This window comes from Azospirillum thermophilum, from assembly GCF_003130795.1.
Classification (GTDB): Bacteria; Pseudomonadota; Alphaproteobacteria; order Azospirillales; family Azospirillaceae; genus Azospirillum; species Azospirillum thermophilum.
Genome location: NZ_CP029356.1, coordinates 574,918 through 600,391, shown reverse-complemented (window position 1 = coordinate 600,391; position 25,474 = coordinate 574,918). Strand labels below are relative to the sequence as shown.

At 70.2% G+C, this 25,474-nt stretch carries 20 protein-coding genes, 2 tRNA genes and 1 pseudogene; 6 read left to right on the top strand and 17 right to left on the bottom strand.

From position 1 onward, the window contains the following. Positions 1–14: 14 nt before the first annotated feature. The 7 genes and pseudogenes from DEW08_RS23855 to DEW08_RS23825 form a co-directional block, all read right to left on the bottom strand. Entirely contained in the window at positions 15–1,175 is a 1,161-nt protein-coding gene (locus tag DEW08_RS23855) for a phosphoserine transaminase (protein ID WP_109331937.1), read from the bottom strand. 125 nt (positions 1,176–1,300) lie between these two features. Further along, positions 1,301–1,759 carry a MaoC family dehydratase gene (locus DEW08_RS23850; protein ID WP_109331936.1) on the bottom strand — a complete coding sequence of 153 codons (459 nt, stop codon included), beginning with the start codon at positions 1,757–1,759 and terminating at the stop codon, positions 1,301–1,303. A 63-nt stretch (positions 1,760–1,822) separates the two neighbouring features. Continuing rightward, positions 1,823–2,613: pseudogene (locus DEW08_RS23845) on the bottom strand (PhzF family phenazine biosynthesis protein). A 75-nt stretch (positions 2,614–2,688) separates the two neighbouring features. Then, positions 2,689–3,666 (bottom strand): threo-3-hydroxy-L-aspartate ammonia-lyase, encoded by a 978-nt coding sequence (locus tag DEW08_RS23840; RefSeq protein ID WP_109331935.1) that lies wholly within the window; start codon positions 3,664–3,666, stop codon positions 2,689–2,691. Between the two features lie 32 nt (positions 3,667–3,698). After that, complete coding sequence (locus DEW08_RS23835) at positions 3,699–4,112, bottom strand: GNAT family N-acetyltransferase (RefSeq protein ID WP_109331934.1); 414 nt, start codon at positions 4,110–4,112, stop codon at positions 3,699–3,701. Between the two features lie 6 nt (positions 4,113–4,118). Continuing rightward, the gene (locus DEW08_RS23830; protein ID WP_109331933.1) at positions 4,119–4,361 is read right to left on the bottom strand and encodes a DUF1127 domain-containing protein; all 243 of its coding nucleotides are present in this window, start codon (positions 4,359–4,361) and stop codon (positions 4,119–4,121) included. Positions 4,362–4,539: 178 nt separating this feature from the next. Continuing rightward, positions 4,540–5,445 (bottom strand): AraC family transcriptional regulator, encoded by a 906-nt coding sequence (locus DEW08_RS23825; protein ID WP_109331932.1) that lies wholly within the window; start codon positions 5,443–5,445, stop codon positions 4,540–4,542. Positions 5,446–5,545: 100 nt separating this feature from the next. Between DEW08_RS23825 and DEW08_RS23820 the strand changes: the two genes are divergently transcribed. Both DEW08_RS23820 and DEW08_RS23815 read left to right on the top strand, forming a co-directional pair. Next, positions 5,546–6,289, top strand: a complete 744-nt coding sequence (locus tag DEW08_RS23820) for an SDR family oxidoreductase (RefSeq protein ID WP_109331931.1) — start codon at positions 5,546–5,548, stop codon at positions 6,287–6,289. A gap of 145 nt (positions 6,290–6,434) precedes the next feature. After that, positions 6,435–7,826 carry an aminotransferase-like domain-containing protein gene (locus DEW08_RS23815; protein ID WP_109331930.1) on the top strand — a complete coding sequence of 464 codons (1,392 nt, stop codon included), beginning with the start codon at positions 6,435–6,437 and terminating at the stop codon, positions 7,824–7,826. Between the two features lie 25 nt (positions 7,827–7,851). On the opposite strand, the gene thiD is transcribed toward DEW08_RS23815, so the two are convergent. From thiD to alaS, 4 genes are all read right to left on the bottom strand, one after another. Beyond that, complete coding sequence (gene thiD, locus DEW08_RS23810; protein WP_109331929.1) at positions 7,852–8,652, bottom strand: bifunctional hydroxymethylpyrimidine kinase/phosphomethylpyrimidine kinase; 801 nt, start codon at positions 8,650–8,652, stop codon at positions 7,852–7,854. 1 nt (position 8,653) lies between these two features. Beyond that, positions 8,654–10,024: a phosphoglucosamine mutase gene (glmM, locus tag DEW08_RS23805; RefSeq protein WP_109331928.1), complete on the bottom strand. Its 1,371-nt coding sequence runs from the start codon at positions 10,022–10,024 to the stop codon at positions 8,654–8,656. Positions 10,025–10,153: 129 nt separating this feature from the next. After that, entirely contained in the window at positions 10,154–11,332 is a 1,179-nt protein-coding gene (folP, locus tag DEW08_RS23800) for a dihydropteroate synthase (protein WP_109331927.1), read from the bottom strand. A 97-nt stretch (positions 11,333–11,429) separates the two neighbouring features. Continuing rightward, entirely contained in the window at positions 11,430–14,105 is a 2,676-nt protein-coding gene (gene alaS / locus DEW08_RS23795; protein ID WP_109331926.1) for an alanine--tRNA ligase, read from the bottom strand. 438 nt (positions 14,106–14,543) lie between these two features. Between alaS and DEW08_RS23790 the strand changes: the two genes are divergently transcribed. Next, a complete protein-coding gene (locus tag DEW08_RS23790; RefSeq protein WP_109331917.1) occupies positions 14,544–16,232 on the top strand; it encodes a methyl-accepting chemotaxis protein in 1,689 nt (562 codons plus the stop codon). A 69-nt stretch (positions 16,233–16,301) separates the two neighbouring features. Here DEW08_RS23790 and DEW08_RS23785 read toward each other — a convergent pair whose 3' ends face one another. After that, positions 16,302–17,234: a sugar kinase gene (locus DEW08_RS23785; protein ID WP_281262075.1), complete on the bottom strand. Its 933-nt coding sequence runs from the start codon at positions 17,232–17,234 to the stop codon at positions 16,302–16,304. 20 nt (positions 17,235–17,254) lie between these two features. Next, positions 17,255–18,097, bottom strand: a complete 843-nt coding sequence (locus DEW08_RS23780) for a fumarylacetoacetate hydrolase family protein (RefSeq protein WP_109331914.1) — start codon at positions 18,095–18,097, stop codon at positions 17,255–17,257. Positions 18,098–18,259: 162 nt separating this feature from the next. Here DEW08_RS23780 and DEW08_RS23775 point away from each other — a divergent pair, with 162 nt between their 5' ends. Together DEW08_RS23775 and DEW08_RS23770 are read left to right on the top strand one after the other, a co-directional pair. Continuing rightward, complete coding sequence (locus tag DEW08_RS23775) at positions 18,260–19,180, top strand: MurR/RpiR family transcriptional regulator (protein WP_109331913.1); 921 nt, start codon at positions 18,260–18,262, stop codon at positions 19,178–19,180. Then, positions 19,177–19,821 (top strand): bifunctional 4-hydroxy-2-oxoglutarate aldolase/2-dehydro-3-deoxy-phosphogluconate aldolase, encoded by a 645-nt coding sequence (locus DEW08_RS23770; RefSeq protein ID WP_109331912.1) that lies wholly within the window; start codon positions 19,177–19,179, stop codon positions 19,819–19,821. Before DEW08_RS23775 ends, DEW08_RS23770 begins: the two co-directional genes overlap by 4 nt. Positions 19,822–19,863: 42 nt before the next feature. Here the strand turns inward: DEW08_RS23770 and DEW08_RS23765 are convergent, their stop codons facing one another. The 4 genes from DEW08_RS23765 to DEW08_RS23750 all read right to left on the bottom strand — a co-directional run bounded on the left by DEW08_RS23765 (position 19,864) and on the right by DEW08_RS23750 (position 23,692). Next, positions 19,864–21,177 carry an ABC transporter ATP-binding protein gene (locus DEW08_RS23765; protein WP_109331911.1) on the bottom strand — a complete coding sequence of 438 codons (1,314 nt, stop codon included), beginning with the start codon at positions 21,175–21,177 and terminating at the stop codon, positions 19,864–19,866. A 15-nt stretch (positions 21,178–21,192) separates the two neighbouring features. Next, entirely contained in the window at positions 21,193–22,923 is a 1,731-nt protein-coding gene (locus DEW08_RS23760; protein ID WP_109331908.1) for an ABC transporter permease, read from the bottom strand. Between the two features lie 553 nt (positions 22,924–23,476). Then, positions 23,477–23,552, bottom strand: a tRNA-Lys gene (locus DEW08_RS23755). A gap of 64 nt (positions 23,553–23,616) precedes the next feature. Continuing rightward, positions 23,617–23,692 (bottom strand) — tRNA-Lys (locus tag DEW08_RS23750). 245 nt (positions 23,693–23,937) lie between these two features. Here DEW08_RS23750 and DEW08_RS23745 point away from each other — a divergent pair. After that, complete coding sequence (locus DEW08_RS23745) at positions 23,938–25,467, top strand: class I SAM-dependent methyltransferase (protein ID WP_109332384.1); 1,530 nt, start codon at positions 23,938–23,940, stop codon at positions 25,465–25,467. Positions 25,468–25,474: the final 7 nt, after the last annotated feature.

The window sequence follows — 25,474 nt, the reverse complement described above, 5'->3', positions numbered from 1 at the left end:
AGCTGCGGGAAGCGTCAGCGCCCCAGCGTTTCCGCCTTGGCCGTCCGGAAAGCCCAGTCGAGCCAGGGAAGCACCGCCTCCATGTCCTCGTTCTCGACCGTGGCGCCGCCCCACAGCCGCAGCCCCGCAGGGGCGTCGCGGTAGGAGCCGGCGTCGAAGGCCGCCCCCTCCGCCTCCAGCAGGGCGGACATCTTCTTGGCGAGCGCCGCCTGGGCCTCGGCCGGCAGGGCCAGTACCTCGGGATCGGTGAAGCGCAGGCAGATGGAGGTGCAGGAGCGGGTCGCCGGGTCGGCCGCCAGGAAACCGGCCCAGTCGCTGCGCTCCACCCACTCCGCCACGATGGCGAGGTTCTGCTCCGACCGGCGGATGAGCTGCGGCAGGCCGCCCGCCTTCACCGCCCAGCGCAGGCCGTCGATGGCGTCCTCGACGCAGAGCATCGACGGGGTGTTGATGGTGTCGCCCTCGAAGATGCCCTCGATCAGCTTGCCGCCCTTGGTCAGGCGGAAGATCTTGGGCAGCGGCCGGCCGGGGTCGTAGCTTTCCAGCCGCTCCACCGCGCGCGGGCTCAGCACCAGCATGCCGTGCGCCGCCTCGCCGCCCAGCACCTTCTGCCAGGACCAGGTGATGACGTCGAGCTTGTCCCACGGCAGCTCCATCGCGAAGGCGGCGGAGGTGGCGTCGCAGATCGACAGCCCCTTGCGGTCGGCCGGGATCCAGTCGGCATCGCGCACCCGCACGCCCGAGGTGGTGCCGTTCCAGGTGAAGACGACGTCGCGGTCGAAGTCCACCTGCGACAGGTCGGGCAGCACTCCGTAATCGGCCACCAGCGTCCGCACGTCCGGCAGCCGGAGCTGCTTGGTGACGTCGTTCAGCCACTCCCTGCCGAAGCTCTCCCACGCGACCATGTCGACGCCGCGCGCGCCCAGCATCGACCACAGCGCCATCTCCACCGCCCCGGTGTCGGAGGCCGGGACGATGCCGATGCGATAGTCGCCGGGGATGCCCAGGATGCCGCGGGTGAGGTCGATGACCTCCTTCAGCTTCGCCTTGCCCGGCTTGGAGCGGTGCGACCGGCCGAGCAGCGCGCCCTCCAGCGCCTCCAGCGACCAGCCCGGGCGCTTGGCGCAGGGGCCGGAGGAAAACAGCGGGTTCGAGGGCCGGCGGCTGGGCTTCATGGGCACTTCCTCCCCGAAGAGGTGGGGTTGCAAAAGGAATGAAAGGCGACGCGGGCGCGGACGATAGGGGCCGTGCGCGCCCCGCGTCAATCAGGATAGGTACGCCGGTCAGGCAGGCCGGATCTTCATCGTGCGGCGGGCGGAGTCCGCGCCGCGATCAGGTGGTTCATCGTCACCGTCATGACCTCCTCCCCGCGCTGGTTCAGCGCCGTGTAGAACAGGCGCACCGTGCCGCGGTCGCCGCGGCGCGAGGGCGTCGCCTCCCGCACCTCCACCCGCACCCGCAGCGTGTCGCCCGGCCGCACCGGCCGCAGCCAGCGCAGCTCGTCCGCCCCGGATCCGCCGAGGCTGGTGCCGGTGATGGCGCCGGTGTCGCGGAACAGCCGGAAGGTCAGCGCCAGCGTCTGGAACCCGCTGGCGATGATCCCGCCGAACGGCCCCTCCGCCGCCGCGACCGCATCCATGTGGAAGGGTTGCGGGTCGTAGCGCTGGGCGAAGTCCATGATCATGCTCTCGGTCAGGGTGGCCCCTTCCGTCTCGATCACGTCGCCGACGCGAAACTCCTCGAAATAGCGGCCCGGCATTTGTCCTCCCCTTTGCTGTGTCGGGCGACAGTTTGCACGGGCCGCCATTGCTTGCCCAGCCGGTCAGACGCGGATGCTGCCCTCCAGATAAAGCACGGCATGGCCGCCGATCCTCACCCGGTCGCCGGCAAGCTCGCAGCTCAGGTTGCCGCCGCGCGCCGAGATCTGGCGGGCCTCCAGCCGCGTCTTGCCCAGCCGCTCCGCCCAATAGGGGGTGAGCGTGCAATGGGTCGACCCGGTCACCGGATCCTCCGGAATGCCGAAGCCGGGAGCGAAGGAGCGCGACACGAAGTCGCCGCCATGGCGGGCCGGCGCCGTCACGCAGACGCCGGGCCGGTCGAGCCGGCCGAGCCGCACCATGTCCGGCGCCAAACGCCTCACCGTCTCCTCGTCCTCGTAGACGACGTAGTATTCGCGCCCACCCAGGATCTCCACCGGCCAGCCGCCGCCCAGCGCCTCCACCAGATTGGGATCGGGCGACTCGGCACGGGCCAGCGGCCGGCTGGGGAAGTCGAGGACGAGGCGGTCGCCCTCGCGGGTGACGGTCAGCGTGCCGGCCTGCCGCGTGGCGAAGGCCATGTGGTCGCGGCCGGGTTCGAGGATGGTCGAGACGACGAAGGCGGTCGCCAGCGTGGCGTGGCCGCACAGATCGACCTCCACCGTCGGCGTGAACCAGCGCAGCTCGTAGCCATCCCCGACTTCAGGAAGAAGGCGGTCTCCGCAAGGTTGTTCTCCGCCGCGACGGCCTGCAGCCGGTCGTCGGGCAGCCACGTCTCCAGCGGCACCACCGCCGCCGGGTTCCCGGCGAAGACGGTGTCGGTGAAGGCATCGACCTGATAGATGGGCAAGCGCATGGATGGCTCCCTGTTCCGGGGCTGAGCTGGTCAGACCGTCGACGGCCCTGACGCCGCCCGAATGCTGTTGGCGGTCTATGCCGCCTGGACGAGTGCCGCGAAGCGGGCGAGGTCGACGTTGCCGCCGGTCAGCACGATGCCGACGCGCTTGCCGCCTACATCGAGACGCCCGGACAGGACGGCGGCGGCGGCGAGACAACCGGTCGGCTCCACCAGGAGCTTCATCCGGCCGGCGAAGAAGCGCATGGCCTCGACCAGCTCGGCGTCGCTGACCGTCTCGATGTCGTCGACCAGCCGCTGCATCACCGGGAAGGTGAGCTGGCCGACGCTCCGGCTCTGCGCACCGTCGGCGATGGTCCGCGGCGGTTCGATGCGGACGATGGCGCCGCTGCGCAGGCTCCGCTGGGCGTCGTTGCCCGTCTCCGGCTCGACGCCGACGACGCGGCAGCCGGGACTGAGGCTCTTCGCGGCGACCGCGCAGCCGGCGAGCAGCCCGCCGCCGCTGGTCGGCACCACCAGCAGGTCGAGCGCGCCGGCCTCCTCGATCAGTTCCTTGGCGACGGTCCCCTGCCCGGCCATCACATGCGGATGGTCGAAGGGCGGGATGAGGGTACCGCCCCGCTCGGCCAGCACGCGGGCGACCGCGGCCTCGGGTGGCTCGGCATAGCGGTCGTAGAGGATCACGTCGCCGCCGTAGCCGCGCGTCGCCTCCAGCTTCGCGGCAGGGGCATCCATCGGCATCACGATGGTCGCCCTCACCTCCAGCAGGCGGGCCGCCAGCGCGATCGCCTGGGCGTGGTTGCCGGAGGAATAGGCGACGACCCCGGCGGCGCGCTGCTCCGGCGTGAACCGGGCGATGGCGTTGTAGGCGCCGCGAATCTTGAAGGCGCCGGTGCGCTGCAGATTCTCGCACTTGAACAGCAGGGTCCCGCCGGTCCCCGCGTCGGCGGTCCGGCTGGTCAGGACCGGCGTGCGGTGGGCGACGCCGGCGATCCGCTCCGCCGCCCCCGCCACGTCGGCGAAGGAGATGGCAAGGCCCGTGGTGTCGGTCATGCGGCGGAACTCCCTGGACAAGAACCGGGTGGTTACTTGAGGTCGGTGAAGAGGAAGGCCTGCGGGTGCCGCTGCAGCCCGGCCGCCTCGTAGAAGCTCACCGCCTTGGGCGCGGAAAGGAGCAGGCACATCGTCCCCTCGCCCACCGCGTCGCGCGTGCGGCGCATCAGCTCCTTGCCGATGCCGTGTCCCTGCCAGGCGCGATCGACCGCCAGGTCCGACAGGTAGCAGCAATAGACAAAGTCGGTGACCGAGCGGGCGACGCCAATCAGGGCGCCGTCCGCCCGTGCCGTGATGATGAGCTGCGCGTTGCGGAGCATCGCCTCCACGCGCGGCCGGTCGGAGACCGGCCGGCGCTCCGCCAGGCCCGACCGCTCCAGCACGTCGACGAAATCGTCGGCCGTCAGGTCGGGTTCGATGGCGTAGGTGATGAAGGTATCGGTCATGGGGCCTCAGCCTCTCCAGAAGGGTTTGCGGACCTCGTGCTCGGCGTCGGTCCGGCTGATGCCGATATCCTTCAGCAAATAATCGTCAAGCGCCATCAGCGCGCGGCGCTGCCGCGACCGCTCGCAGGCGTCGAACAGCATGTCGACGATTTTCCACAGCGGGCGGACCCAGGTGGAAACCCCGCGCACGGTGACCTGGACGGCGGCCAGGGACGGGCCGTTGCTGTCGGTCGCTTCGAACTTGCGCATGGGGACCTCCCGATAAGGTGCGTGTTGCTCGGAAAATCGAGACAATCGCGATTATCCCTGCGCAATCACGCGGGTCAAAAGCATAATTGTCACCATTACATTTCCGACCGCGGATGTATCTCGGCGGCCACACCCCAATCCGCGTGCCCGACGAAGGACACAGCCGCGCCGCCCCCCGTCACTCCGCCGGTTGTTGCCGGGCGTACATCGCCGGCGGCACGCCGACATGGCGGGCGAAGGCGACGCTGAAGGTGCTGGCGGAGCTGTAGCCGACGCGTTCCGCGATCTCGGCGATTCCGCCCTGTTTCCGGCGGAGCATGTCCTTCGCCAGCGCCATGCGCCAATGGAGCAGATACTCCATCGGCGCGACACCCACCGCCCGCCGGAACCGCTCGAAGAAGCTCGACCGCGACAAAGCGGCTTCCTTCGCCAGTTGGGCAACCGTCCACGGCGTCGCCGGGCGTTCGTGGATGTGCCGCAGGGCGACGGCGAGACGCTCGTCGCCGAGGCCGCGCAACAGCCCCGGGAATCCGTCCGGCCCCGCCGCCGAGCGCAAGGCCTCGATCAGCAGCACCTCAAGCAGGCGTGCCAGGACGACCTCCCGCGCCGGCCGGAGAGCGCGCGACTCCTCGTTCACCAGCTGCGCCAGGGTCGCCAGCCTGCGGTCGCCGCGAACATGGATGAGCTGGGGAAGCAGCGAGACCAGGATGGCCGCGTCGGCCGATCCGAAGGCGCAGTAGCCGATGAGATTGCAAACCTCCGGCGGACGGTCGGGGGTGCCGAGCAGGAACTCCCCCGGTCGCAGTTCGACCGGCAGCGTGTCGCCGGCCCCCCACGGCGTCGGGTCGCGGCTGGACATCGCGAACTCGTGCGCCGCGGGGATCAGCACGAAATCGTCCTTCTCCAGGAGGATCGGCTCCTTCCCGCGGACGGTGAGGCAGCAGGAGCCATCGAGGACCAAACAATAGAACGGACGCCCGGATTCCGATCGGCGGACCCGCCAGGGGCCGGCGCCATGAACGATCTTCGAGAAGGCGGCGCTCGGCTGGAGCAAGCCGACCACCTGCGCGAGCGGGTCGGTCATGTTCGGACTCCTGCAAATGAAGAACGGACTTCCAATCGTAGATGGTCCGGGACGGCCGGTCTATCGTCGTTCCCGCACCCCACCGACAGGAGCCCCTCTCATGAAGACCATTCTCGTCACCGGCTGCTCGTCCGGATTCGGACTGGAAACCGCCCGTCACTTCCTCGGCCGCGATTGGACGGTCATCGCGACCATGCGGACGCCGCGCGACGACCTGATGCCCCGATCGGACCGCCTGCGCATCCTGCGCCTCGACGTCACCGATCCCGACAGCATCCGGCGCGCGGTCGACGAGGCCGGTCCGGTCGACGTGCTGGTCAACAACGCGGGGATCGGCCTTCTGAACGCGCTGGAAGGCGTCCCGATGGAGGCGGTGCGCGAGATCTTCGACACCAATACCTTCGGCACCATCGCGATGACGCAGGCGGTGCTGCCGCAGTTCAGAGAGCGGCGGTCGGGTGTCATCATCAACATCACCTCCAGCGTCACCCTGAAGCCGCTGCATCTGCTTTCGGTCTACACGGCGAGCAAGGCGGCGGTGAACGCCTTCACGGAATCCCTGGCGCTGGAACTGGAGCCGTTCGATGTGCGCGCGCATCTGGTTCTTCCGGGCCGGGCGCCGGACACCGCCTTCTCGAAGACCGCACAGTCCCGCATGAAGGACGGCATCCCGCCGGCCTATGCCCCACTGGCGCAGAGCGTGTTCGCCGCCTGGCAGCAGCCGTCCCTGGTCACCCGGCCAGCCGACGTGGCGGACGCGGTCTGGCGGGCCGCCACCGATCCGGCCAGCCCGATGCGGCTCGTCGCCGGCGCGGACGCCGTGTCGCTCGCCTCGCAGTCCTGAGCGCTTCGCCGCTGCGCCGGGCAGGCGGCGACCGGTCCGGAGATGGCTCTCCCACATCAGGATTGTCACCGTCGCACTTCCCAGAGGATGATGACAATCAGCCAACCATTGCCATTGTCCCCAGGGAATGTCATCATTGTCGCCCATGACACCCTGGACTCCGGATCTGGCCGGGCGCACCGGTCCCCGCTACCGCGCCATTGCCGACGCACTGGCCGACGACATCGCCGCCGGCCGGCTCGCTGCCGGCACGCGGCTTCCCACCCATCGCGAGCTCGCCTACCAGCTCGGCGTCACCGTCGGCACCATCACCCGCGCCTATGCCGAGGCGGAGAAGCGCGGGCTGATCGGCGGCGAGGTCGGGCGCGGCACCTTCGTGCAGGGACACCGGCTGGACCGCGGCCGGGCGCTGCCCATGCCCGAGGGGGAGGACCTGGAGGCGGTCAACATGACCGTCGTCCATCCCCAGCACAGCGTCGCCGACCAGATGTTCGGCCCGACGCTGGCCGCCATCGCCGCCTCCGGACAGGCGGTGCAGTTCCTGGCCTATCCGCCCCATGCCGGCCTGCCGGCCCACCGGGCGGCCGGCGCCCGCTGGCTGGAGCGGCACCATCGGCTGGAGGCGACCGCCGACTCGGTCGTGCTGACCACCGGGGCACAGAACGCCATGGCCGTGGCGCTCGCCGCCGTCGCGCGACCCGGCGACGTGGTGCTGACCGAGCGGCTGACCAACTACGGCATGAAGACCATCGCCGCGACGATGGGCTACTACCTGGAAGGAATAGCGATCGACGAGCACGGAATCGTGCCGGACGCGTTCGACAGCGCCTGCCGGCGGCTGGGCCCCAAGGCGCTCTATTTCGTGCCGACCATCCAGAATCCGACGGCCGTGATGACGCCCTACGAACGCCGGCTGGAGATCGTGGAGATCGCCCGGCGGCATTCGGTGGTGCTGATCGAGGACGATGTCTTCGGCCATCTGGTCGATGACGCCACGCCGCTCCAGGCCATCGCGCCGGACATCACGCTGCACGTCAACAGCGTGTCGAAGAGCATGAGCGCCGGGCTGCGCGTCGGCTACGTCGTGGCGCCGCCGTCCCTGCGCCCACGGGTGGAGGCGACGGTCCGCGCCCTGCAATATGCGGCGCCGGGGTTGGCGGCGGAGGTGGCGACGCGCTGGATCAACGACGGCACCGGAGACCGGATCGTCGAGGTCCAGCGGGCCGAGGACCGGGTGCGCCGGCAGATCGCCCGCGCGATCCTGCCGCCATCCGTGGTGTCCGGCGATCCGGCGGCGCCGTTCCTCTGGCTGGTGCTTCCCGAGCCCTGGCGGCGTGACGACTTCATCGCGGAGGCCCGCCGCCGCGGCGCCATCGTGACCGGGGCCGACGTCTTCGCGGTCGGCCGCAGCAGCGCGCCCCATGCCGTGCGCGTGGCTCTCAGCAAGCCGCCCAGCCGGGAGGAGGCGGAACGCGGGCTGCGGGCACTGGCCGCAACCCTGGACGCCCCGGCCACCGCCCCGCTGTCGATCGTCTGACGCCGACTCCGGGACAGGCCCCCTCTCAGGGGAAGGGGCGAACCGTGTGCAGGTGGTTCAACGGCCCGTGCCCATGCCCCAGACCGGGCGCGGTGAGGATCGCCGTCTCCACATAGGCCCGCGCCCGCGCCACCGCGTCGCGCACGCCCATTCCCTGGGCCAGCCCGGCGGCGATGGCCGACGCCATGGTGCAGCCGGTGCCGTGGGTGTGCGGGGTGTGGACCCGCTCGCCGCGGAACAGCTCCTCCCCATCCTCGGTCACCAGCAGGTCGAACAGCGTGTCGCTCTCCAGATGGCCGCCCTTCAGCAGAACGGCCTTCGGCCCGAAGGACAACAGAAGCTCGGCCGCCTGCCGCATGCCGTCGAGGTCCTTCACCTCGATGTCGGTCAGGGCCTGCGCCTCCGGCAGGTTCGGGGTGACGATCTCCGCATAGGGCAGCAGGCGCTTGCGCAGGCTGAGCACGGCGTCCGGCTCCAGCAGGAAGTGGCCGCTCTTGGCGACCATCACCGGATCGACGACCAGTGGGATGTTGATCGCCCGCGCCTCGATCTCGGCCGCGACCGCCTCGATCACCGCGCTGTTGCCGAGCATGCCCAGCTTGATGGCGTCGGCCCCGATGTCCTCCAGCACCACCTTCATCTGCAGGGCGACGAAGGCGGGATCGACCGGCACGACCCCGAACACGCCCTGGGTGTTCTGGGCGGTCAGGGCGGCGATGGCGGTCGCCGCATAGGCGTCGAGCGCACTGACCGCCTTGATGTCGGCCTGGATGCCCGCCCCGCCCCCGGAATCGGAGCCGGCGACGATCAGGACCCGTCCCTTCATGTTACGCCTCCGCAGTCTCGGCCTCTGCGGTGGCTTTTATCATGGCCGCGATGTCGCCGACCACCTCCGCGACCAGGGCGGCGTCGTCGCCCTCCGCCATCACGCGGATGACCGGTTCGGTGCCCGATTTGCGGATCAGCAGCCGGCCGGACGCCGCCAGCCGTGCCTCGCCCTCGCGGATCGCCTGCTTGACGGCGGCGCTCTCCAGCGGCTTGGAACCCGCGGCGAAGCGGACGTTGGTCAGGAGCTGCGGGACCGGGGCGAAGACCCGGCAGACCTCGCTGGCCGGACGGCCGTCGGCCTGGATCAGCACCGCCAGCACCTGCAGCGCCGCGATCAGTCCGTCGCCGGTGGTCGAATAGTCCGACAGCACGACATGGCCCGACTGCTCGCCGCCGACATTGTAGCCCTGCTCGCGCATCCGCTCGACGACGTAGCGGTCGCCGACCGGCGTGCGGGCGAGATGCAGGCCGAGGCCGGTGAGGTGCCGCTCCAGCCCCAGGTTCGACATGACGGTCGCGACGAGGCCGCCGCCGCGCAGCTTCTCCTCCCGCGCCCAGGATCCCGCGATCAGGCCCATGAGCTGGTCGCCGTCGATGGCGCGGCCGGCCTCGTCCACCATGATCAGCCGGTCGGCGTCGCCGTCCAGCGCGATGCCCAGATGGGCGCCATGGGCGACCACCTGTTCCTGCAGGGACTGGGTGGCGGTGGCGCCGCAGCCTTTGTTGATGTTGGTGCCGTCCGGCGTGATGCCGACCGGGATGACGTCGGCGCCCAGCTCGTAGAGCACTTTGGGAGCCACCTTGTAGGCGGCGCCGTTGGCGCAATCGACGACGATCTTCAGGCCGTCGAGCCGCAGGCCGCGCGGGAAGGTGTTCTTCACATACTCGATGTAGCGGCCGGTCGCGTCCTCCATGCGGCTGGCGCGGCCGAGCACGGCGGGGCCGGCGAGATCGGGGCCGAAGGGCTGTTCCATCCGCCGCTCGATCTCGATCTCCACGTCGTCCGACAGCTTGTAGCCGTCCGGGCCGAACAGCTTGATGCCGTTGTCCTGGTAGGGGTTGTGCGAGGCCGAGATCATGACGCCCATGTCGGCGCGCAGCGAGCGGGTCAGCATGGCCACCGCCGGGGTCGGCAGCGGGCCGACCAGCACCACGTCCATCCCCATGGAGATGAAGCCGGCGGTCAGCGCCGGTTCCAGCATGTAGCCGGACAACCGGGTGTCCTTGCCGATCACCACGCGGTGGCGGTGGTCGCCCCGGCGGAACTGCAGCGCCGTCGCCATCGCCACCCGCAAAGCGGTTTCGGCGGTCATCGGCTCGATGTTGGCCGTACCGCGGATGCCGTCGGTGCCGAACAGGTGTCGCGTCATGAAACCCTCGAAAGAAGTGGCCGGCGCCCCGCCCGGAACGGGGCGCCGGGTTGCATTCCACACAAGCCGCAGTTCTGCGCCCAGCCAACCCGGCGGGTCAAGGCGCCCATCCGCGCAGCCGCCAAATGGCTACACCCCGCCCGGCCGGGCCGGATGCAGCCCTTCCCACACCGCCCGCGCCTGGACGGTCTCCGCCACGTCGTGGACGCGCAGGATCTGCGCTCCCTGGTCCCAGCAGGCGATCCCGGCGGCGAGCGAGCCGGCCAGCCGCTCCTTCGGCGGCTCGCCACGCGACTGGCGGCCGATGAAGCTCTTGCGCGACAGCCCGATCAGCACCGGGCAGCCCAGCGCGTGATAGAGCGCCGTGTGGCGCAGGATCTCCAGATTGTGCTCCACCGTCTTGCCGAAGCCGATGCCCGGATCGACCGCGATCCGCTCCGCCGGCACGCCGGCGGCGGCACAGCGCTCCACCAGCGCCTCCAGCCAGTCGAAGACGTCGAGGGCCGCGTCCTCATAGACCGGGTTCTGCTGCATGGTGCCCGGCTCACCCTGCATGTGCATGACGACCACCGGCGCGCCGGTCCGGGCGACGACCGGCAGCGCCTCCGGGTCGGCAAGGCCGGCGATGTCGTTGACGATCCGTGCGCCGGCCGCCAGCGCCGACGCCATCACCCGCGCATGGCGGGTATCGACGGAGACGCAGGCGCCCTTCTCCGCGAAATGCCGGATGACCGGCAGCACGCGCGCCTCCTCCACCTCCGGCGGGACCGGATCGGCTCCGGGACGGGTGGACTCGCCGCCGACGTCCAGGATGTCGGCCCCGGCCTCCAGCATGGCCTCGCCATGGCGGATCGCCGCGGCGGGATCGAGGAAGTCGCCGCCGTCGGAGAAGCTGTCCGGCGTCACGTTGACGATGCCCATGACCAGCGGCCGGCCGAGGTCGAGCCCGCCGAAGGGCGGCCGCCCCCGCGTCAACGCGCCGAGCTGCCGGTCGAGCCGGGCCGCCACCTCGCGCCCCCGCTCCCAACCCCAGGCCATGACCTCCGCCAGCGGCGCGAAGGCGCGCTCGATGCGGCCCGCCCGGCGGACGATCAGCTCGGCGGTGGCGAAGGCGAAGCGGCCGCCGGCCAGCGGCACCGCCGCCCCCTTGGCCCAGGCGGCGATCGGCAGCAGCCCGACCGGCCGCAGATAGACACGCACCCCCGCCTCCCCCGCCCAGGGACAGAAGGCGGCGAGCGACCCGGCGGCCGATCGGGCCGGCTGGGGTTTGGCCGGTTGCGGCTTGGCAGGCGGATTGGAAGGGGTCATGGAACTGTCCTCCGCGACAGGATGCCGGAACGCGAAGGAGCCCTTCCCCGGTCGGAGGAAGGGCTCCTTCGTCTGCTTTCGGTGCCGGGGAGCGGCGTTACGCCCCGGCCTTTTCGGCGACCGCCTTCTCGATCGCCTCGATCGCCGCGGGGGCGAGGGAGGCATCGGGGCCGCCGGCCTGGGCCATGTCGGGACGGCCGCCGCCGCCCTTGCCGCCCAGCGCCTCGGCGCCGGCACGGACGAGGTCGACGGCGCTGAGCCTGCCGGTCAGGTCGTCGGTGACGCCGACGACGATGGAGGCCTTGCCGTCATTACCGGCGATGACCGCGACGACGCCGGAACCGACCTGCTTCTTCAGCTCGTCGGCCATCGGCTTCAGGTCCTTGGCCGGCAGGCCGTCGACCACGCGGGCGAGCACCTTGACGCCGCCGATCTCCTTGGCTTCGGCCCCGCCGGACGCGGCGCCGCCGCCGCTGCCGGCGAGCGCCACCTGGCGGCGCAGCTCGGCCAGCTCGCGCTCCATCTTGCGGCGCTCCTCGACCAGGGCGGCGACGCGGGCCGGAACCTCCTCGGGCCGGACCTTCAGGGCGCCGGCGGCCTCGGTCAGCAGATGGTCGCGCTCCGACAGCCAGGCCTTGGCGCCGGTGCCGGTCACCGCCTCGATGCGGCGGACGCCGGCGGCCACGGCCCCTTCGGAGACGATCTTGAAGATGCCGATGTCGCCGGTGCGGCGGACATGCGTGCCGCCGCACAGTTCGATCGAATAGTCGCGGTCGAGCTCGCCGTGCGGGCCGCCCATGGAGACCACGCGCACCTCGTCGCCGTACTTCTCGCCGAACAGCGCCATCGCGCCCATCTCGCGCGCCTCGTCCGGCGACATCAGGCGGGTGATCACCTCGCTGTTGGCGAGGATGCGGCTGTTCACCTCGTCCTCGACCGCGGCGACGTCGGACGGGCTGAGCGGGGTCGGCTGGCTGATGTCGAAGCGCAGCCGCTCCGGCGCGACCAGCGAGCCCTTCTGGGTCACATGGTCGCCCAGCCGGTGGCGCAGCGCCTCATGCAGCAGATGGGTCGCCGAGTGGTTGGCCCGGATGGCGGAGCGGCGGGAGGTCTCCACCCGCAGTTCGACCACGTCACCGACCGACAGCGTGCCCTTGCCCAGCGTGCCGACATGCGCCCAGACGGCGCCCAGCTTCTTCTGGGTGTCGGTCACCGCGAACTCGGCGCCGGTGGCAGAGAAGATCACGCCGCTGTCGCCGACCTGGCCGCCGGACTCGCCGTAGAACGGAGTCTGGTTGACGATCACCATCGCCTCTTCGCCGGCGGCGATGCTGTCGACCCGGCTGTCGCCCTTGACCAGCGCCGTCACCTTGCCCTCGGCGACCTCGGTGTCGTAGCCGAAGAACTCGGTGGCGCCCAGCTCGTCGCGCAGCTCGAACCACAGCGTCTCGGTCGCCGCCTCGCCCGACCCGGCCCAGGATTCGCGGGCCTTGCGGCGCTGCTCCTCCATGGCGGCGTTGAAGCCGGCCTCGTCGACCGCCCGGCCCTGCCCGCGCAGCACGTCCTGCGTCAGGTCCAGCGGGAAGCCGTAGGTGTCGTAGAGCTTGAAGGCCACGTCGCCCGGCAACGGCTGCGTCTCGCCCAGGCGGCCGACCTCGTCCTCCAGCAGGCGCAGACCGCGGTCTAGCGTCTGCTTGAAGCGGGTCTCCTCCAGCTTCAGCGTCTCGACGATCAGGGCGCGGGCGCGCACCAGCTCGGGATAGGCGTCACCCATCTGCTGGATCAGCGCCGGCACCAGACGGTGCATCAGCGGCTCACGCGCGCCGATCATGTGGGCGTGGCGCATCGCCCGGCGCATGATGCGGCGCAGGACGTAGCCGCGCCCCTCGTTCGACGGCAGCACGCCGTCGGCGATCAGGAACGAGGTGGAGCGCAGATGGTCGGCGATCACCCGGTGCGATACGGCGTGGCTGCCGTCCGGCGAGGTCTTGGTCGCCTCGGCCGACGCGACGATCAGCGCGCGCATCAGGTCGATGTCGTAGTTGTCGTGCTTGCCCTGCAGGACGGCGGCCAGACGCTCCAGCCCCATGCCGGTGTCGATCGAGGGCTTGGGCAGCGGCACGAGGTCGTCAGGACCCCGCTGCTCATACTGCATGAACACGAGGTTCCAGATCTCGATGAAGCGGTCGCCGTCGGCGTCGGCCGAGCCCGGCGGGCCGCCCGCCACGGCCGGGCCGTGGTCGAAGAAGATCTCGGAGCAGGGGCCGCAGGGGCCGGTGTCGCCCATGCGCCAGAAATTGTCGTCGGTCGGGATGCGGATGATCCGGTCGTCGGAAATGCCGGCGACCTTGCGCCAGATCGCCGCCGCCGCCTCGTCCGAGCTGTGGACGGTGACCGTCAGCTTGTCCGCCGGCAGCCCGAACTCCCTGGTGACGAGGTTCCAGGCGAACGCGATGGCGTCGTCCTTGAAATAGTCGCCGAAGGAGAAGTTCCCCAGCATCTCGAAGAAGGTGTGGTGCCGGGCCGTGTAGCCGACATTGTCCAGGTCGTTGTGCTTGCCGCCGGCGCGCACGCACTTCTGCGAGGTGGTCGCCCGCTTGTACGGCCGCGTCTCCGCCCCGGTGAAGACGTTCTTGAACTGCACCATGCCGGCGTTCGTGAACATCAGCGTCGGGTCGTTGCGCGGGACGAGCGGCGACGAGTCCACGACCTGATGGCCATTCTTGGCGAAGAAGTCCAGGAACGTGCGGCGAATGTCGTTGGCGGTCTGCATGTGACGGTCAAGGCTCCGGTACGCGGGCGCGGCCTTTCAATGGCCGAACCGTGCTTGTAGCGTGACTTGCTCTGACTGTCCACACACGGACTATTCGTTGCGGCATAGGCCACGTCGTCTGCCGCGGCCCATCGGCGCGCAATGTCCCGGCCCCGCCATCCGCGAGACATAAAATTGCTCGCGCCGCTTCTTTAGTTGCTTTTGACGATTGTCACACACCCTGAAGCTGTTTCGATGCGATATCGTGTCGCGCCTGCGCACGCATGGCACGCAGGCGGAAGCGGCATTAGGTTTGTGTTGGAAACTTTCTTTAAATACTGTCCCATATAATTCACCGATCAGAGACGAAAAGACGCGCCTCTTCAACTTCGCGTTGCCGATTGACCCAAGACCAATGCGCGGCCAACCGAAGCACGCAATAAGAATCGGAGACCCAAAATGAGCGTGCGGATCCAGAGCATAAAGGTAAAACTTCTGGCTGTTCAGGCCCTCCTGATCCTCGCCATCTTGGGCGAAGGGATGTGGTCGGCCTACGACAAGCGCCAGATGATGCTGGATGGATATCAGAACTCGATCCGTGCAGTGACCGAGTCCGCCGTCTCGATCATGAAATCCTACGACCAGCGGGCGGCGAAGGGCGAATTCTCGAAGGAAGAGGCCCAGAAGCGCGCGAAGGATACGCTGCGCTCCCTCCGTTTCTTTGGTCCGGAATACATGTTCGGGTACGAATATGACGGCACCAACGTCATCCACGGCACCATGGCCGAGGTGGAGGGGACCCGCAAGCTGGCCGACTTCAAGGACAGCACCGGCAAGCTGGTGATCCGCGAGCTGGTGAACGTCGCGCGGGCCGGCGGCGGCTTCGTCCCCTACGAGTTCCCAAAGGCGAGCGGCGGCGCCCCGCTTCCCAAGGTCGGCTATGCGCTGGCCTATGAGCCCTGGGGCTGGATCATCGGGACCGGAGTCTATGTCGACAACGTCGACGCCGAATTCCAGACCGTCCTGCGCAATACGCTGCTGATCGCGCTTCTGGTGTCGGCCGTGCTCGGCGCCATCAGCTATCGCATCGCATCGCGCGTCGCCAGCGACCTCGGCCGCATCACCGGCGCCACCGGCCGGATCGCCGCCGGCGACCTCGCCACCACGGTGGAGGGCATGGAGCGCGGCGACGAGGTCGGGCGTCTCGCCCAGTCGGTCGAGGCGCTGCGCAAGACCGCCATCGAGGCGGCCGAGTTGCGCGAGCGTCAGGCGGCGATGCAGGCCCAGGCCGCCGAGGAGCGCCGCCAGATGATGCAGAGCCTGGCCGGCGACTTCGAACGGACGGTCGGCGGGTTGATCCAGTCGGTCTCGGCCGCCGCCGACGAACTGACCCGCACCTCCTCGAAGATGAGCGTCGGGGCGGAGCAGACCACCGGCCTCGTCTCTTCGGCCGCGGAGACCGCCGGCCACACCTCGGCCAACGTCAACGCGGTCGCCGGCGCGACGGAGGAGCTGTCGGCCTCGATCCGCGAGATCGCGCGCCAAGTGGCCGAATCGACCACCGAGTCCTCGCGCGCCGTCCACGACGTGCGCCGGACCTACGAGTTGATCGAGCAGTTGGACGGCACAGCCAAGCGCACGGTGGAGGTCGTGGACCTCATCCGCTCCATCGCCGCCCAGACCAACCTGCTGGCGCTGAACGCCACCATCGAGGCGGCCCGCGCCGGGGAGGCGGGGAAAGGCTTCGCCGTCGTGGCGAGCGAGGTGAAGAACCTCGCCAACCAGACCGCCAAGGCCACCGACGACGTGCAGTCGCAGATCGAGGCGATGACCAGCGCCACGGCGTCGGTCGTGCAGGCCATGCAGGGGGTCGGCGGCGTGATCGAGGCGGTGAACGCCATCGCCTCGGCCATCTCCGCCGCCATCGAGCAGCAGGGGGCGGCGACGCGCGAGATCAGCTCCAACGTCAACGAGGCCGCGCAGGGCGTCGCCGCGGTGTCGGGCAGCCTCAACCAGGTCTGTGAGCAGGCGACGGAGACCGGATCGGCCTCCGCCCACGTGGCGCGCGCCGCCCACGCGATGGCCGAGCAGTCCCAGCGCATGCAGGCGGAGGTCGCCCGCTTCCTGGCGACCGTGCGGGCCGGCTGAGCCGGCCCGGTTGCGAAAGGCCTGAGGGCCGGCTCAGCCGGCCCGCCTCCCCTGTGAAAGACGGCGCGCCTATCCCACCGACAGGTGCGCCGTCGCCTCCCGCGGCACGATGGCGCCGGGATGGCCGATGACGATGCCGGCCATGCGGTGGCCGAGCCGGGCCGCCTCCACCGGGTCGCGCCCCGCCTGCCGGGCGGCGAGATAGCCGGCGCAGAAGCTGTCGCCGGCAGCCGTAGTGTCCACCACACGCTCCACCCGCTCGGCGGGCACGGCCGCGGCCTCTCCGCCGTGCCGCCAGACGAGGCAGTCCTCGCCGCCGCGCTTCACCACCACTTCGCAGGCACCGGAGTCGCGCCAGCGGCCGATGATGACGGCGGCATCCTCCTCGCCATGCAGCAGGGCTTCGTCCTCCACGCCGGACAGGACGATGTCCACCCGGCCGGCCAGGGCCGCATAGGCACTGCGCGCCATCGCCACGGTCGGCCAGCCGCGCAGGCGCAGGTTGGTGTCGAAGGCGACGCGGGCACCGGCCGCCCGCGCCGCGTCGAGCGCGTCGTAGAGCCGGGCGCGCCCATCCTCTCCATACAGCGACAGCGTGATGCCCGACAGCATCAGCAGGTCGTAACCTCCCAGCGACTCGACCAGCGGCCGGGCGTCGGGATGGGTGAACAGCTCGCGCGCCGGGGCGCGGTCCCGCCAATAGAAGAAGGACCGCTCGCCCCGCTCGTCGGTCTCGATGGCGTAGAGGCCGGGCAGGCGGCCCGCCAGGCGGAGCACCCGGCCGGTGCCGACCCCCTCCGCCCGCCAGGCCTCCAGCATCCGCCCGCTGTAGGGATCGTCGCCCAGCAGCGTCACGTAGTCGACCGGGACACCGAGCCGCGCCAGATAGAGCGCGCAGTTCAGCGTGTCACCGCCGAAGCCGAAGCGCGCCGTCCCGTCGCCGTTGCTGCGCACCTCGACCATGCATTCGCCGATGGCGGCGATCCGTCCCTTGCCAGACACGTCCCGGCCCTCTCCCCCTGTCAGCCCTGGACCACCCGCTGGCGCTGGCTGCCCAGCCCCTCGACGCCCAGCGTCACCTCGTCGCCCTCCTTCAGGAAGACCTGCGGCTTCTGGCCGAGTCCGACGCCCGGCGGCGTGCCGGTCGAGATGATGTCGCCCGGCCGCAGCGACATGAACTGCGACAGGTAGGACACGAGGTGGCGCACCCCGTAGACCATGGTGCGGGTGCTGCCGTCCTGGAAGCGGTGGCCGTTCACCTCCAGCCACATGCCGAGATTCTGCGGGTCCGGCACCTCGTCCGCCGTCACCAGCCAGGGGCCGGTCGGACCGAAGGTGTCGGCCGACTTGCCCTTGGTCCACTGGCCGTGCCGCTCGGTCTGGAAGGCGCGCTCCGACACGTCGTTGATGACGCAGTAGCCGGCGACATGGTCCATCGCCTCGGCTTCGGAGACATACTTGGCCGTCTTGCCGATGATGACGCCGAGCTCGACCTCCCAGTCGGTCTTGGTGGAGCCGCGCGGAATCTCCAGGTCGTCGTTGGGGCCGACGATGGCGCTGGTCGCCTTCATGAAGATGATCGGCTCCGGCGGGACGGTGGCTCCGGTCTCCGCCGCATGGTCGGAGTAGTTGAGGCCGATGCAGATGAACTTGCCGGTGCCGGCGACGCAGGGGCCGAGTCGCGGGGTGCCCTCCACCAGCGGCAGGCTGGCCGGGTCGATCGCCTTCAGCCGGGCGAGGCCGGCGGGCGACAGCGCCTCGCCGGCGATGTCCGCGACATGGGCGGAGAGATCGCGGATGCGCCCCTCGGCATCGAGCAGGCCCGGCTTTTCCTGGCCCGGCGGGCCGTAACGCAGAAGCTTCATGTCCGATCCGTCTGTGACTCCGGCCGCTACGCCGCCCCATCGGGACGGCCGCCGCACCGTTGGATTAGGTGACGAACAGATTGTAGTGAGCTTTCATCTGCCTGTCGACATGGCGGACGGCATGTAGTAAAACTACATCACACTACATTCACGGCCGCCGCCATGCTCTCCGCAATCCGTTCCGCCACAGACCAGCTCCGCCGGGCAGAGCTTGCCGTGGCCCGCGTGGTGCTCGCCGCACCCGCCTCCGTCCTCAACGACAGCATAGCCCAACTCGCCGCCCGCGCGGGCGTCAGCGAACCGACCGTGCTGCGATTCTGCCGGGCGGTCGGCTTCACCGGCTTCCAGGACTTCAAGCTGAAGCTGGCGCAGGACCTCGCCGCCACCGCCGCGCGGGCGGAGGCGACGCGCGAGTCGGTGGCGCTCGCCCGCGACCTCAGCCCCGACGACAGCGTCGGCAGTGCCGCGGAAAAGGTGCTGAACCGCGCCATCGACGCGCTGCTGCGGGTGCGCGACGGGCTGGACGCGACGGCGCTGGAACGGGCCGCCCGCGCCATGATCGGCGCCCGGCGGGTGGAGATCTTCGGCGTCGGCGCCTCCGGTTCGGTGGCGCAGGACGCGCACCACAAGATGTTCCGCCTGCTGCCGGCGGTAAGCGCCTCGTCGGACCCGCACATCCAGGCGATGGCCGCGGCGACTCTCGGCCCCGGCGACGTGGCGGTCGCCCTGTCGAAGACCGGCACCAGCGTCGAGATCCTCAATGCCGTCGCCGTCGCCCGCAGCGCCGGAGCGACCGTCGTCGCCATCACCGCCCCCGGCTCAGACCTCGCCAGGGCCGCCGACATCGTCCTGGCGGTCGAGGTGGACGAGGACACCGCGATCCACACCCCCATGGCCTCCCGCCTCGCCCAGCTCGCCGTGCTCGACGCGCTGGCGGTCGGCATCGGCCTGCTTTCCCCGCCCGACCTGAACGAAAGGCTGGGCCGCATCAAGGCCGTTCTGCGCGAGCGGCATCTGACCAGCACCGGGGCCGCCGTCAGCCCGACGCCCCTGGTCCCTCTCTCCTACGAGGATCACCGATGACTGCTACCGAAACCATCGACCGCCTGATCGCCTACGGCGTCGTTCCGGTCATCCGCAACAGCTCGGCGGAGCTTGCCGGCACGGCGGTGTCCTGGCTGCGCGAGGCCGGCTACGGCACCTTCGAGATCACCATGACCACCCCCGGCGCGGTCGGCCTGATCGAGCGTCTGGCCGCCGAGGGCGGCGCCCTGATCGGCGCCGGCACCGTGCTGACCGCCGACGCGGTGCGGGAGGTGGTGAAGGCCGGGGCGCGCTACGTCGTCTCGCCCTGCGTGGTGCCCGAAGTGGCCACCGCCTGCCGCGACCTGAACGTCGCCTGCCTGATGGGGGCCCTGACCCCGACCGAGGTCCATGCGGCCGTCACCGCCGGCGCCGACGCGGTGAAGATCTTCCCGGCCTCCACCGTCGGGGCCAGCCACATCAAGGCGCTGCGCTCGGTCTTCCCGTCGGTCCGCTTCGTGCCGACCGGCGGCATCGACGCCGGCAACGTCGCCACCTTCGTCGCGGCGGGCGTCGTCTGCGTCGGGGCCGGCGGCAAGCTGGTGGACGAGACGCTGGTCAAGCGCGGCGACAAGGACGCGATCCTCGCCGCCGGCCGCCAGCTCCTCGACGCCTACCGGGCGGCCACCGGCAAGGCCTGAGCGGCATCGGAGGGGGCGCGGCGCCCCCTCCCGCCCGCTCCGCTACCGCTCCTCGTCCTGCTCGATGACGAAGGCCTCGGCCTCGTCGTCGTAGGAGAACAGTTCCGCATAGCGGGCCCAGCTCGTCACCGCCTTCAGCGTCTCCTCCGCATAGTCCTCGCTCATGAAGCGGGCGAGATCGCGGGCGAACTGCGCCCAGGGGACGCGCTGGTCCGGCCGCTCGCACAGCGTGGCGTGGATGTGCGCCGCCAGCGGCACGAAGCGGACGAGATGCTCCGCGAACAGCTTCTTGCGGTCGTCCAGATCCGCCCCGGCGAACAGGTGGCCGGGCTCGGTCAGCCGGATGTCGCCCTCCGCCACTTCGGCGAAGCCGAGGAGCTGCAGCGTCTCGGCGATCGGGAACAGGTCGTCGATCTCGTGCTGCAGGGACGCCGCCAGATGCGGCAGGTCCGCCTTGCCGTGATAGGCGGGCGAGGCCAGCGTCTCCATCAGGCCCGACAGCAGGTTGGTCGAGACGTGCTGCAGCGGCTCGGCCCACACCGGCCGCAGCCGTTCGGCCGGCGCAGCCGCAGCCAGCGGCTTGCGCGCGGTCATGCGGCCGTAGATGTCGTCCACCATCTCGCGGAATTCCGGCGCCAGCCGGTTGCGCGGATGCGGGATGTCCACCCGGATCTCCGCCGCCACCCGTCCGGGATTGGAGGAGAAGACCAGGATGCGGTCGCACATCAGCACCGCCTCCTCGATGTTGTGGGTGACCATCAGGATCGAGCGGATGGGGAGCTTGCGCTCCATCCACAGGTCCAGCAGGTCGGTGCGCAGCGTCTCCGCCGTCAGGACGTCGAGCGCGGAGAAGGGCTCGTCCATCAGCAGGATTTCCGGATGCACCACCAGCGCGCGGGCGAACCCCACCCGCTGGCGCATGCCGCCCGACAGCTCCTTCGGGTAGGCGTTCTCGAACCCGGACAAGCCGATCAGGTCGATCGCCTCCTCCGCCCGCGCCGCCGCCTCCTGCTTCGGCACGCCGAGCGCCTTCAGCCCGGCCAGCACATTCTCCTCGACGGTCAGCCAGGGGAACAGCGCGAAGGTCTGGAACACCATCGCCACCCCGTCGGTCGGCCCGGCGACCGGCTGGTCATGGTGCAGGACATGACCGGCGGTCGGGTGGGCCAGCCCGGCGACGATCCGCAGCAGGGTGGATTTGCCGGAGCCGGAGCGGCCGAGCAGCCCGACGATCTCGCCGTCGCGCAGGCTGAGGTCCACGTTGTCCAGCACGACATACTCCTGCCCGCTGGGCTTGGTGTAGGCTTGGCGGACGCCGCGCAGCTCGAAGATGGTCTTGGAAAGGGTCTGCAGCATGGGACGGGTCCTCCGTCAGGCGAGGCGCAGGCGGCGCTCGGCGTAGCCGTAGAGCGGACGCCAGAACAGGCGGTTGAACAGGATGACGAACAGCGACATGACGGCGATGCCCAGCACGATTCGCGGGTAGTCGCCGGCGGCGGTGGCCCGGGAGATGTAGCTGCCGAGGCCGTGGGCGGTCACCTGGCTGTCGCCCCAGCTCACCGCCTCCGCCACGATGCTGGCGTTCCACGAGCCGCCGGACGCCGTGATCGCCCCGGTCACGTAGTAGGGGAAGACGCCCGGCAGCATGACGTCGCGCCACCACTGCCAGCCGCGGATCCGGAAGTTGGCCGCCGCCTCCTTCAGGTCGTTGGGGAAGGCCGCCGCTCCGGCGACGACGTTGAACAGGATGTACCACTGGGTGCCCAGGATCATCAGCGGGCTGAGCCAGAGGTCCGGGCTGAGGTCGAAGCGCATGATGCCGACCACCGCCACCGGGAACAGCAGGTTCGCCGGGAAGGCCGCGAGGAACTGGGCCACCGGCTGCACCTTCTCCGCCAGCCGTGGCCGCAGCCCGATCAGCACGCCGACCGGCACCCACACCAGAGTCGCCACCGCGATCAGCAGCACGACCCGCAGCAGCGTCACCGCCCCCAGCAGGACCACGCCCGCCACGTCTCCCCAGCCGGCGCCGGAGGCGATGAAGGACACCATCGTCCAGCCGGCATAGAGGCCGGCGGCGGCGAGCACGGCGTACCACGCCCGGTCGAGCATCCGCGACCCGGCCGCCCCGACCGGCCGCGCCATCCCCGGCGGCAGCGACAGCCGCAGCCAAGCCAGCCGGTCGACGGCGGCGCCGACCGGCGCGAACAGGGCACGGAAGAAGCCCGTGCGCTGGAACAGATCGAGCAGCCAGGATTCCGGAGCCTCGCGCCCGCCGGTCTGCTCGAAACGGAACTTGTCGGCCCAGGCGACGAGCGGGCGGAACAGAAGCTGGTCGTAGGCCAGGATGACCACCAGCATCGCCAGCACCGCCCAGCCGACAGCGCCCAGATCCTTCTGCGCGATCGCCTCCGCCAGATAGGCGCCGACGCCGGGCAGCGTGATGCTGCGGTCGCCCACCGTGATCGCCTCCGACGCCACGACGAAGAACCAGCCGCCGGACATCGACATCATCATGTTCCATACCAGCCCGGGCATGGCGTAGGGCGCCTCCAGCTTCCAGAAGCGCTGCCAGCCCGAGAAGCGGAAGCTGGCCGCCGCCTCGTCCAGGTCGCGCGGCACGGAGCGCAGCGACTGATAGAAGCTGAAGGCCATGTTCCAGGCCTGGCTGGTGAAGATGGCGAAGACCGCCGCGCACTCGGCGCCGAGCACGCTGCCGGGGAACAGCGACAGGAAGAACGCCACCGTGAAGGAGATGTAGCCGAGCACCGGCACCGACTGCAGAACGTCGAGCACCGGAATCAGCACCATCTCGGCCCGCCGGCTCTTCGCCGCCAGCGTCGCGTAGGTGAAGGTGAAGAGCAGCGAGGCCGCCATCGCCGCCAGCATGCGCAGCGTGGAGCGCAGCGCGTAGTCCGGCAGGTCCCAGGGAGACAGCGACACCGGCGCCGCCTCGACGCTCTCCAGCGGCGCCGACATCTCGTGGCCGCCGATGGCGATCAGCACGAGCAGGCCGATGACCAGCGGCAGCGCCACCAGATCCCACCGGTTGGGCGCCGCACCGCTCGCCTTTACCGAAATGCTTGCATTTGTCCAAACCATGACCGTTCCATCCCGCGGCACCGGATCGACCGGGCCGCTCCTGGCGAAAAAACGAGCCCTGCCGCCCTGATCGGGCGCTCAGGCGGAAATGCCGGGGGAACGGGTCAACTTCGGGCGAAGCGCCGGCAGACGGACGGCCATGCCGGCGGCACGGTCGCGTCGGGCACCCGCCCCTGTGCGGTGAGGAGCACTGTCACCATGGTCCACCTGAAACATCTGTCGGCCGGACGCCGACCGTGGTGGACCTTCGGGAAAAGGTCAGCCTTGGATCAGCGTCTTCGCCTGGGTCTTGCGGGATCGACTACTGGGGCTTTCCATCTCTTGCCTTCTCGGCGGCAAAGCCGGCGACCGCGCCGGGCCTGACGCCGATCATGCGTTGGCATCGCGGCCGGCTGTACTCCCAAGGAGCGAACGCCGTCAAGTCTCCGCAGCGCTGCGGTCCGCGCATGACGGTTCTTTCATGGACGAACCGGCCGATGGGCGCAGGGTGCCAAACGAAACGAGGCCGGCGCGCGACGTCACCAGCCACTTGCGAAACATGTTTTGGGAAGGATGGTGGGCGCACAAGGACTCGAACCTTGGACCCGCTGATTAAGAGTCAGCTGCTCTACCAACTGAGCTATGCGCCCATCCTGAGACCACCTGCCGCCATCTGGCGGATGACCGTGCTGGTCGGCGACCAAACTGAAGAGATGGTGGGCGCACAAGGACTCGAACCTTGGACCCGCTGATTAAGAGTCAGCTGCTCTACCAACTGAGCTATGCGCCCATCTCTGGTCACCGCCCGAAGGATTTTTCGCCGTTTTGCCCGGCGCGTTCGCGCCGTTCGTGCCGACTAGCCATCCTTCCGGCCAAGCCGTTGTCCCGGCCGGTGTGGCGCGGTTTATAGCCAAGGCAGGCGGGCTTGTCGATACCAAAATGACTGGTTTTTGCATTTTTTGCGACACCCCGTTAAACCAACCCGGACACCGGCCGATGCACCCGCGGCAGCCGGAGACGGGGGAGAGGCGCACCATGCAGAGCTGGACCGAGGGCTATGTCGGCGGCATCGACTATATCCGGAACTTCTACCGCGAGATGTCGCCGTCGCTGATCGCCTTCTCCCTGGTGCTGAAGGGCTGGCGGCCACCGCCGGGGCTGGCAGCCGGGCGGTTCGACTATGCCGAACTCGGCTGCGGCTATGGGCTGACGAGCACGGTGCTGGCGGGGGCCTGCCCGCAGGCCCGTTTCACCGCGCTGGACTTCAATCCCACCCACATCGCCGCCGCCCGCCGTCTCGCCGGGGAGGCCGGGCTGGAGAACACCGTCTTCCTGGAGGAGAGCTTCGCCGATTACACCCGCTCCGACGGGCCGCAGTTCGACGTCATCGCCCTGCACGGGATCTGGTCCTGGATCAGCGCCGGGAACCGGGCGGTGCTGGTCGAGCTGCTGCGCCGCAAGCTGCGCCCGGGCGGCGTGGTCTTCATCAGCTACAACACGCTGCCGGGCAACCTCGTCTTCCAGCCGCTGCGCCGCATCCTGACGGAGCACACCGCCGGCGGCTCCGGCCCCCTGCCCGCGCGCATCGCCCAGGCGATCGACTTCGCGTCGCGGGCCGCGGCGCTCAATGCCGGCTGGTTCGCCACCGCCGAAGGCATTCCGTCACGCATCGAGTCGCTGCGCCGCAAGCCGGCCAACTACATCGCGCACGAGTATCTGAACAGCGACTGGACCGCCTTCTACCACGCCGACGTGGCGCGCGAGCTCGCCGGAGCCAAGCTGGACTTCGCCGCCGCCGCGGTGGCGCTGGAACAGTATGACGACCTGATCCTGTCGGCGCAGGCACAGGCGCTGGCCGCCGAAGCCACCGACTCCGCCTATGCCGAGACCCTGCGCGACTACCTGTCCAACCGCAGCTTCCGCCGCGACCTGTTCGTCAAGGGGGCGGAGCGGCTGACGGAGTCCGAGCGGACGGAGCGGCTGCGCGATACCCGCTTCGCCCTGCTGAGCGATCCCGAGTCCCTGCCGGAGGTCGTTTCCACGCCCATCGGCCGCGTTCCACTGTCTCCCACCCTCTACAGGCCGTTGGGCGAGGCGCTGGCGGAGGGGCCGCGCAGCCTGCGCGACCTGCTGCGCCGTCCCGCCCTGGCCGTCCATGGCGAAGACCAGGTGCTGCGCGCGCTGGCGATGCTGAGCAGCCTGTCCCTCGCCTCCCCGACCCTGGACGCCGGGACGGCCGAGGGCGGGCGGAGCCATGCCGATCGCTGCAACGCCGCGCTGATGAGGGATCACCGCCCCGGCGAGGGAACGACCTATCTCGCCTCGCCCGTGCTGGGGACCGGCGTCGCGGTGTCCTGGGATGAAGCCCTGTTCCTGCTGGCCGCCCGGCAGGGCGAGGAGCCGGCCGCCTTCGCCTGGCGCCACCTGTCGGCCCAGGGCGTCGCCTTCCTGCGCGACGGCCGGCGGATGGAAACGGCGGAGGAGAATCTGGAAGAGCTGCGGCAGCGGCATGCCCGCTTCGTCGAGCGCCGGCTGCCGATCCTGCGGACCGTCGGCGCGGCCTGAGCCGGGC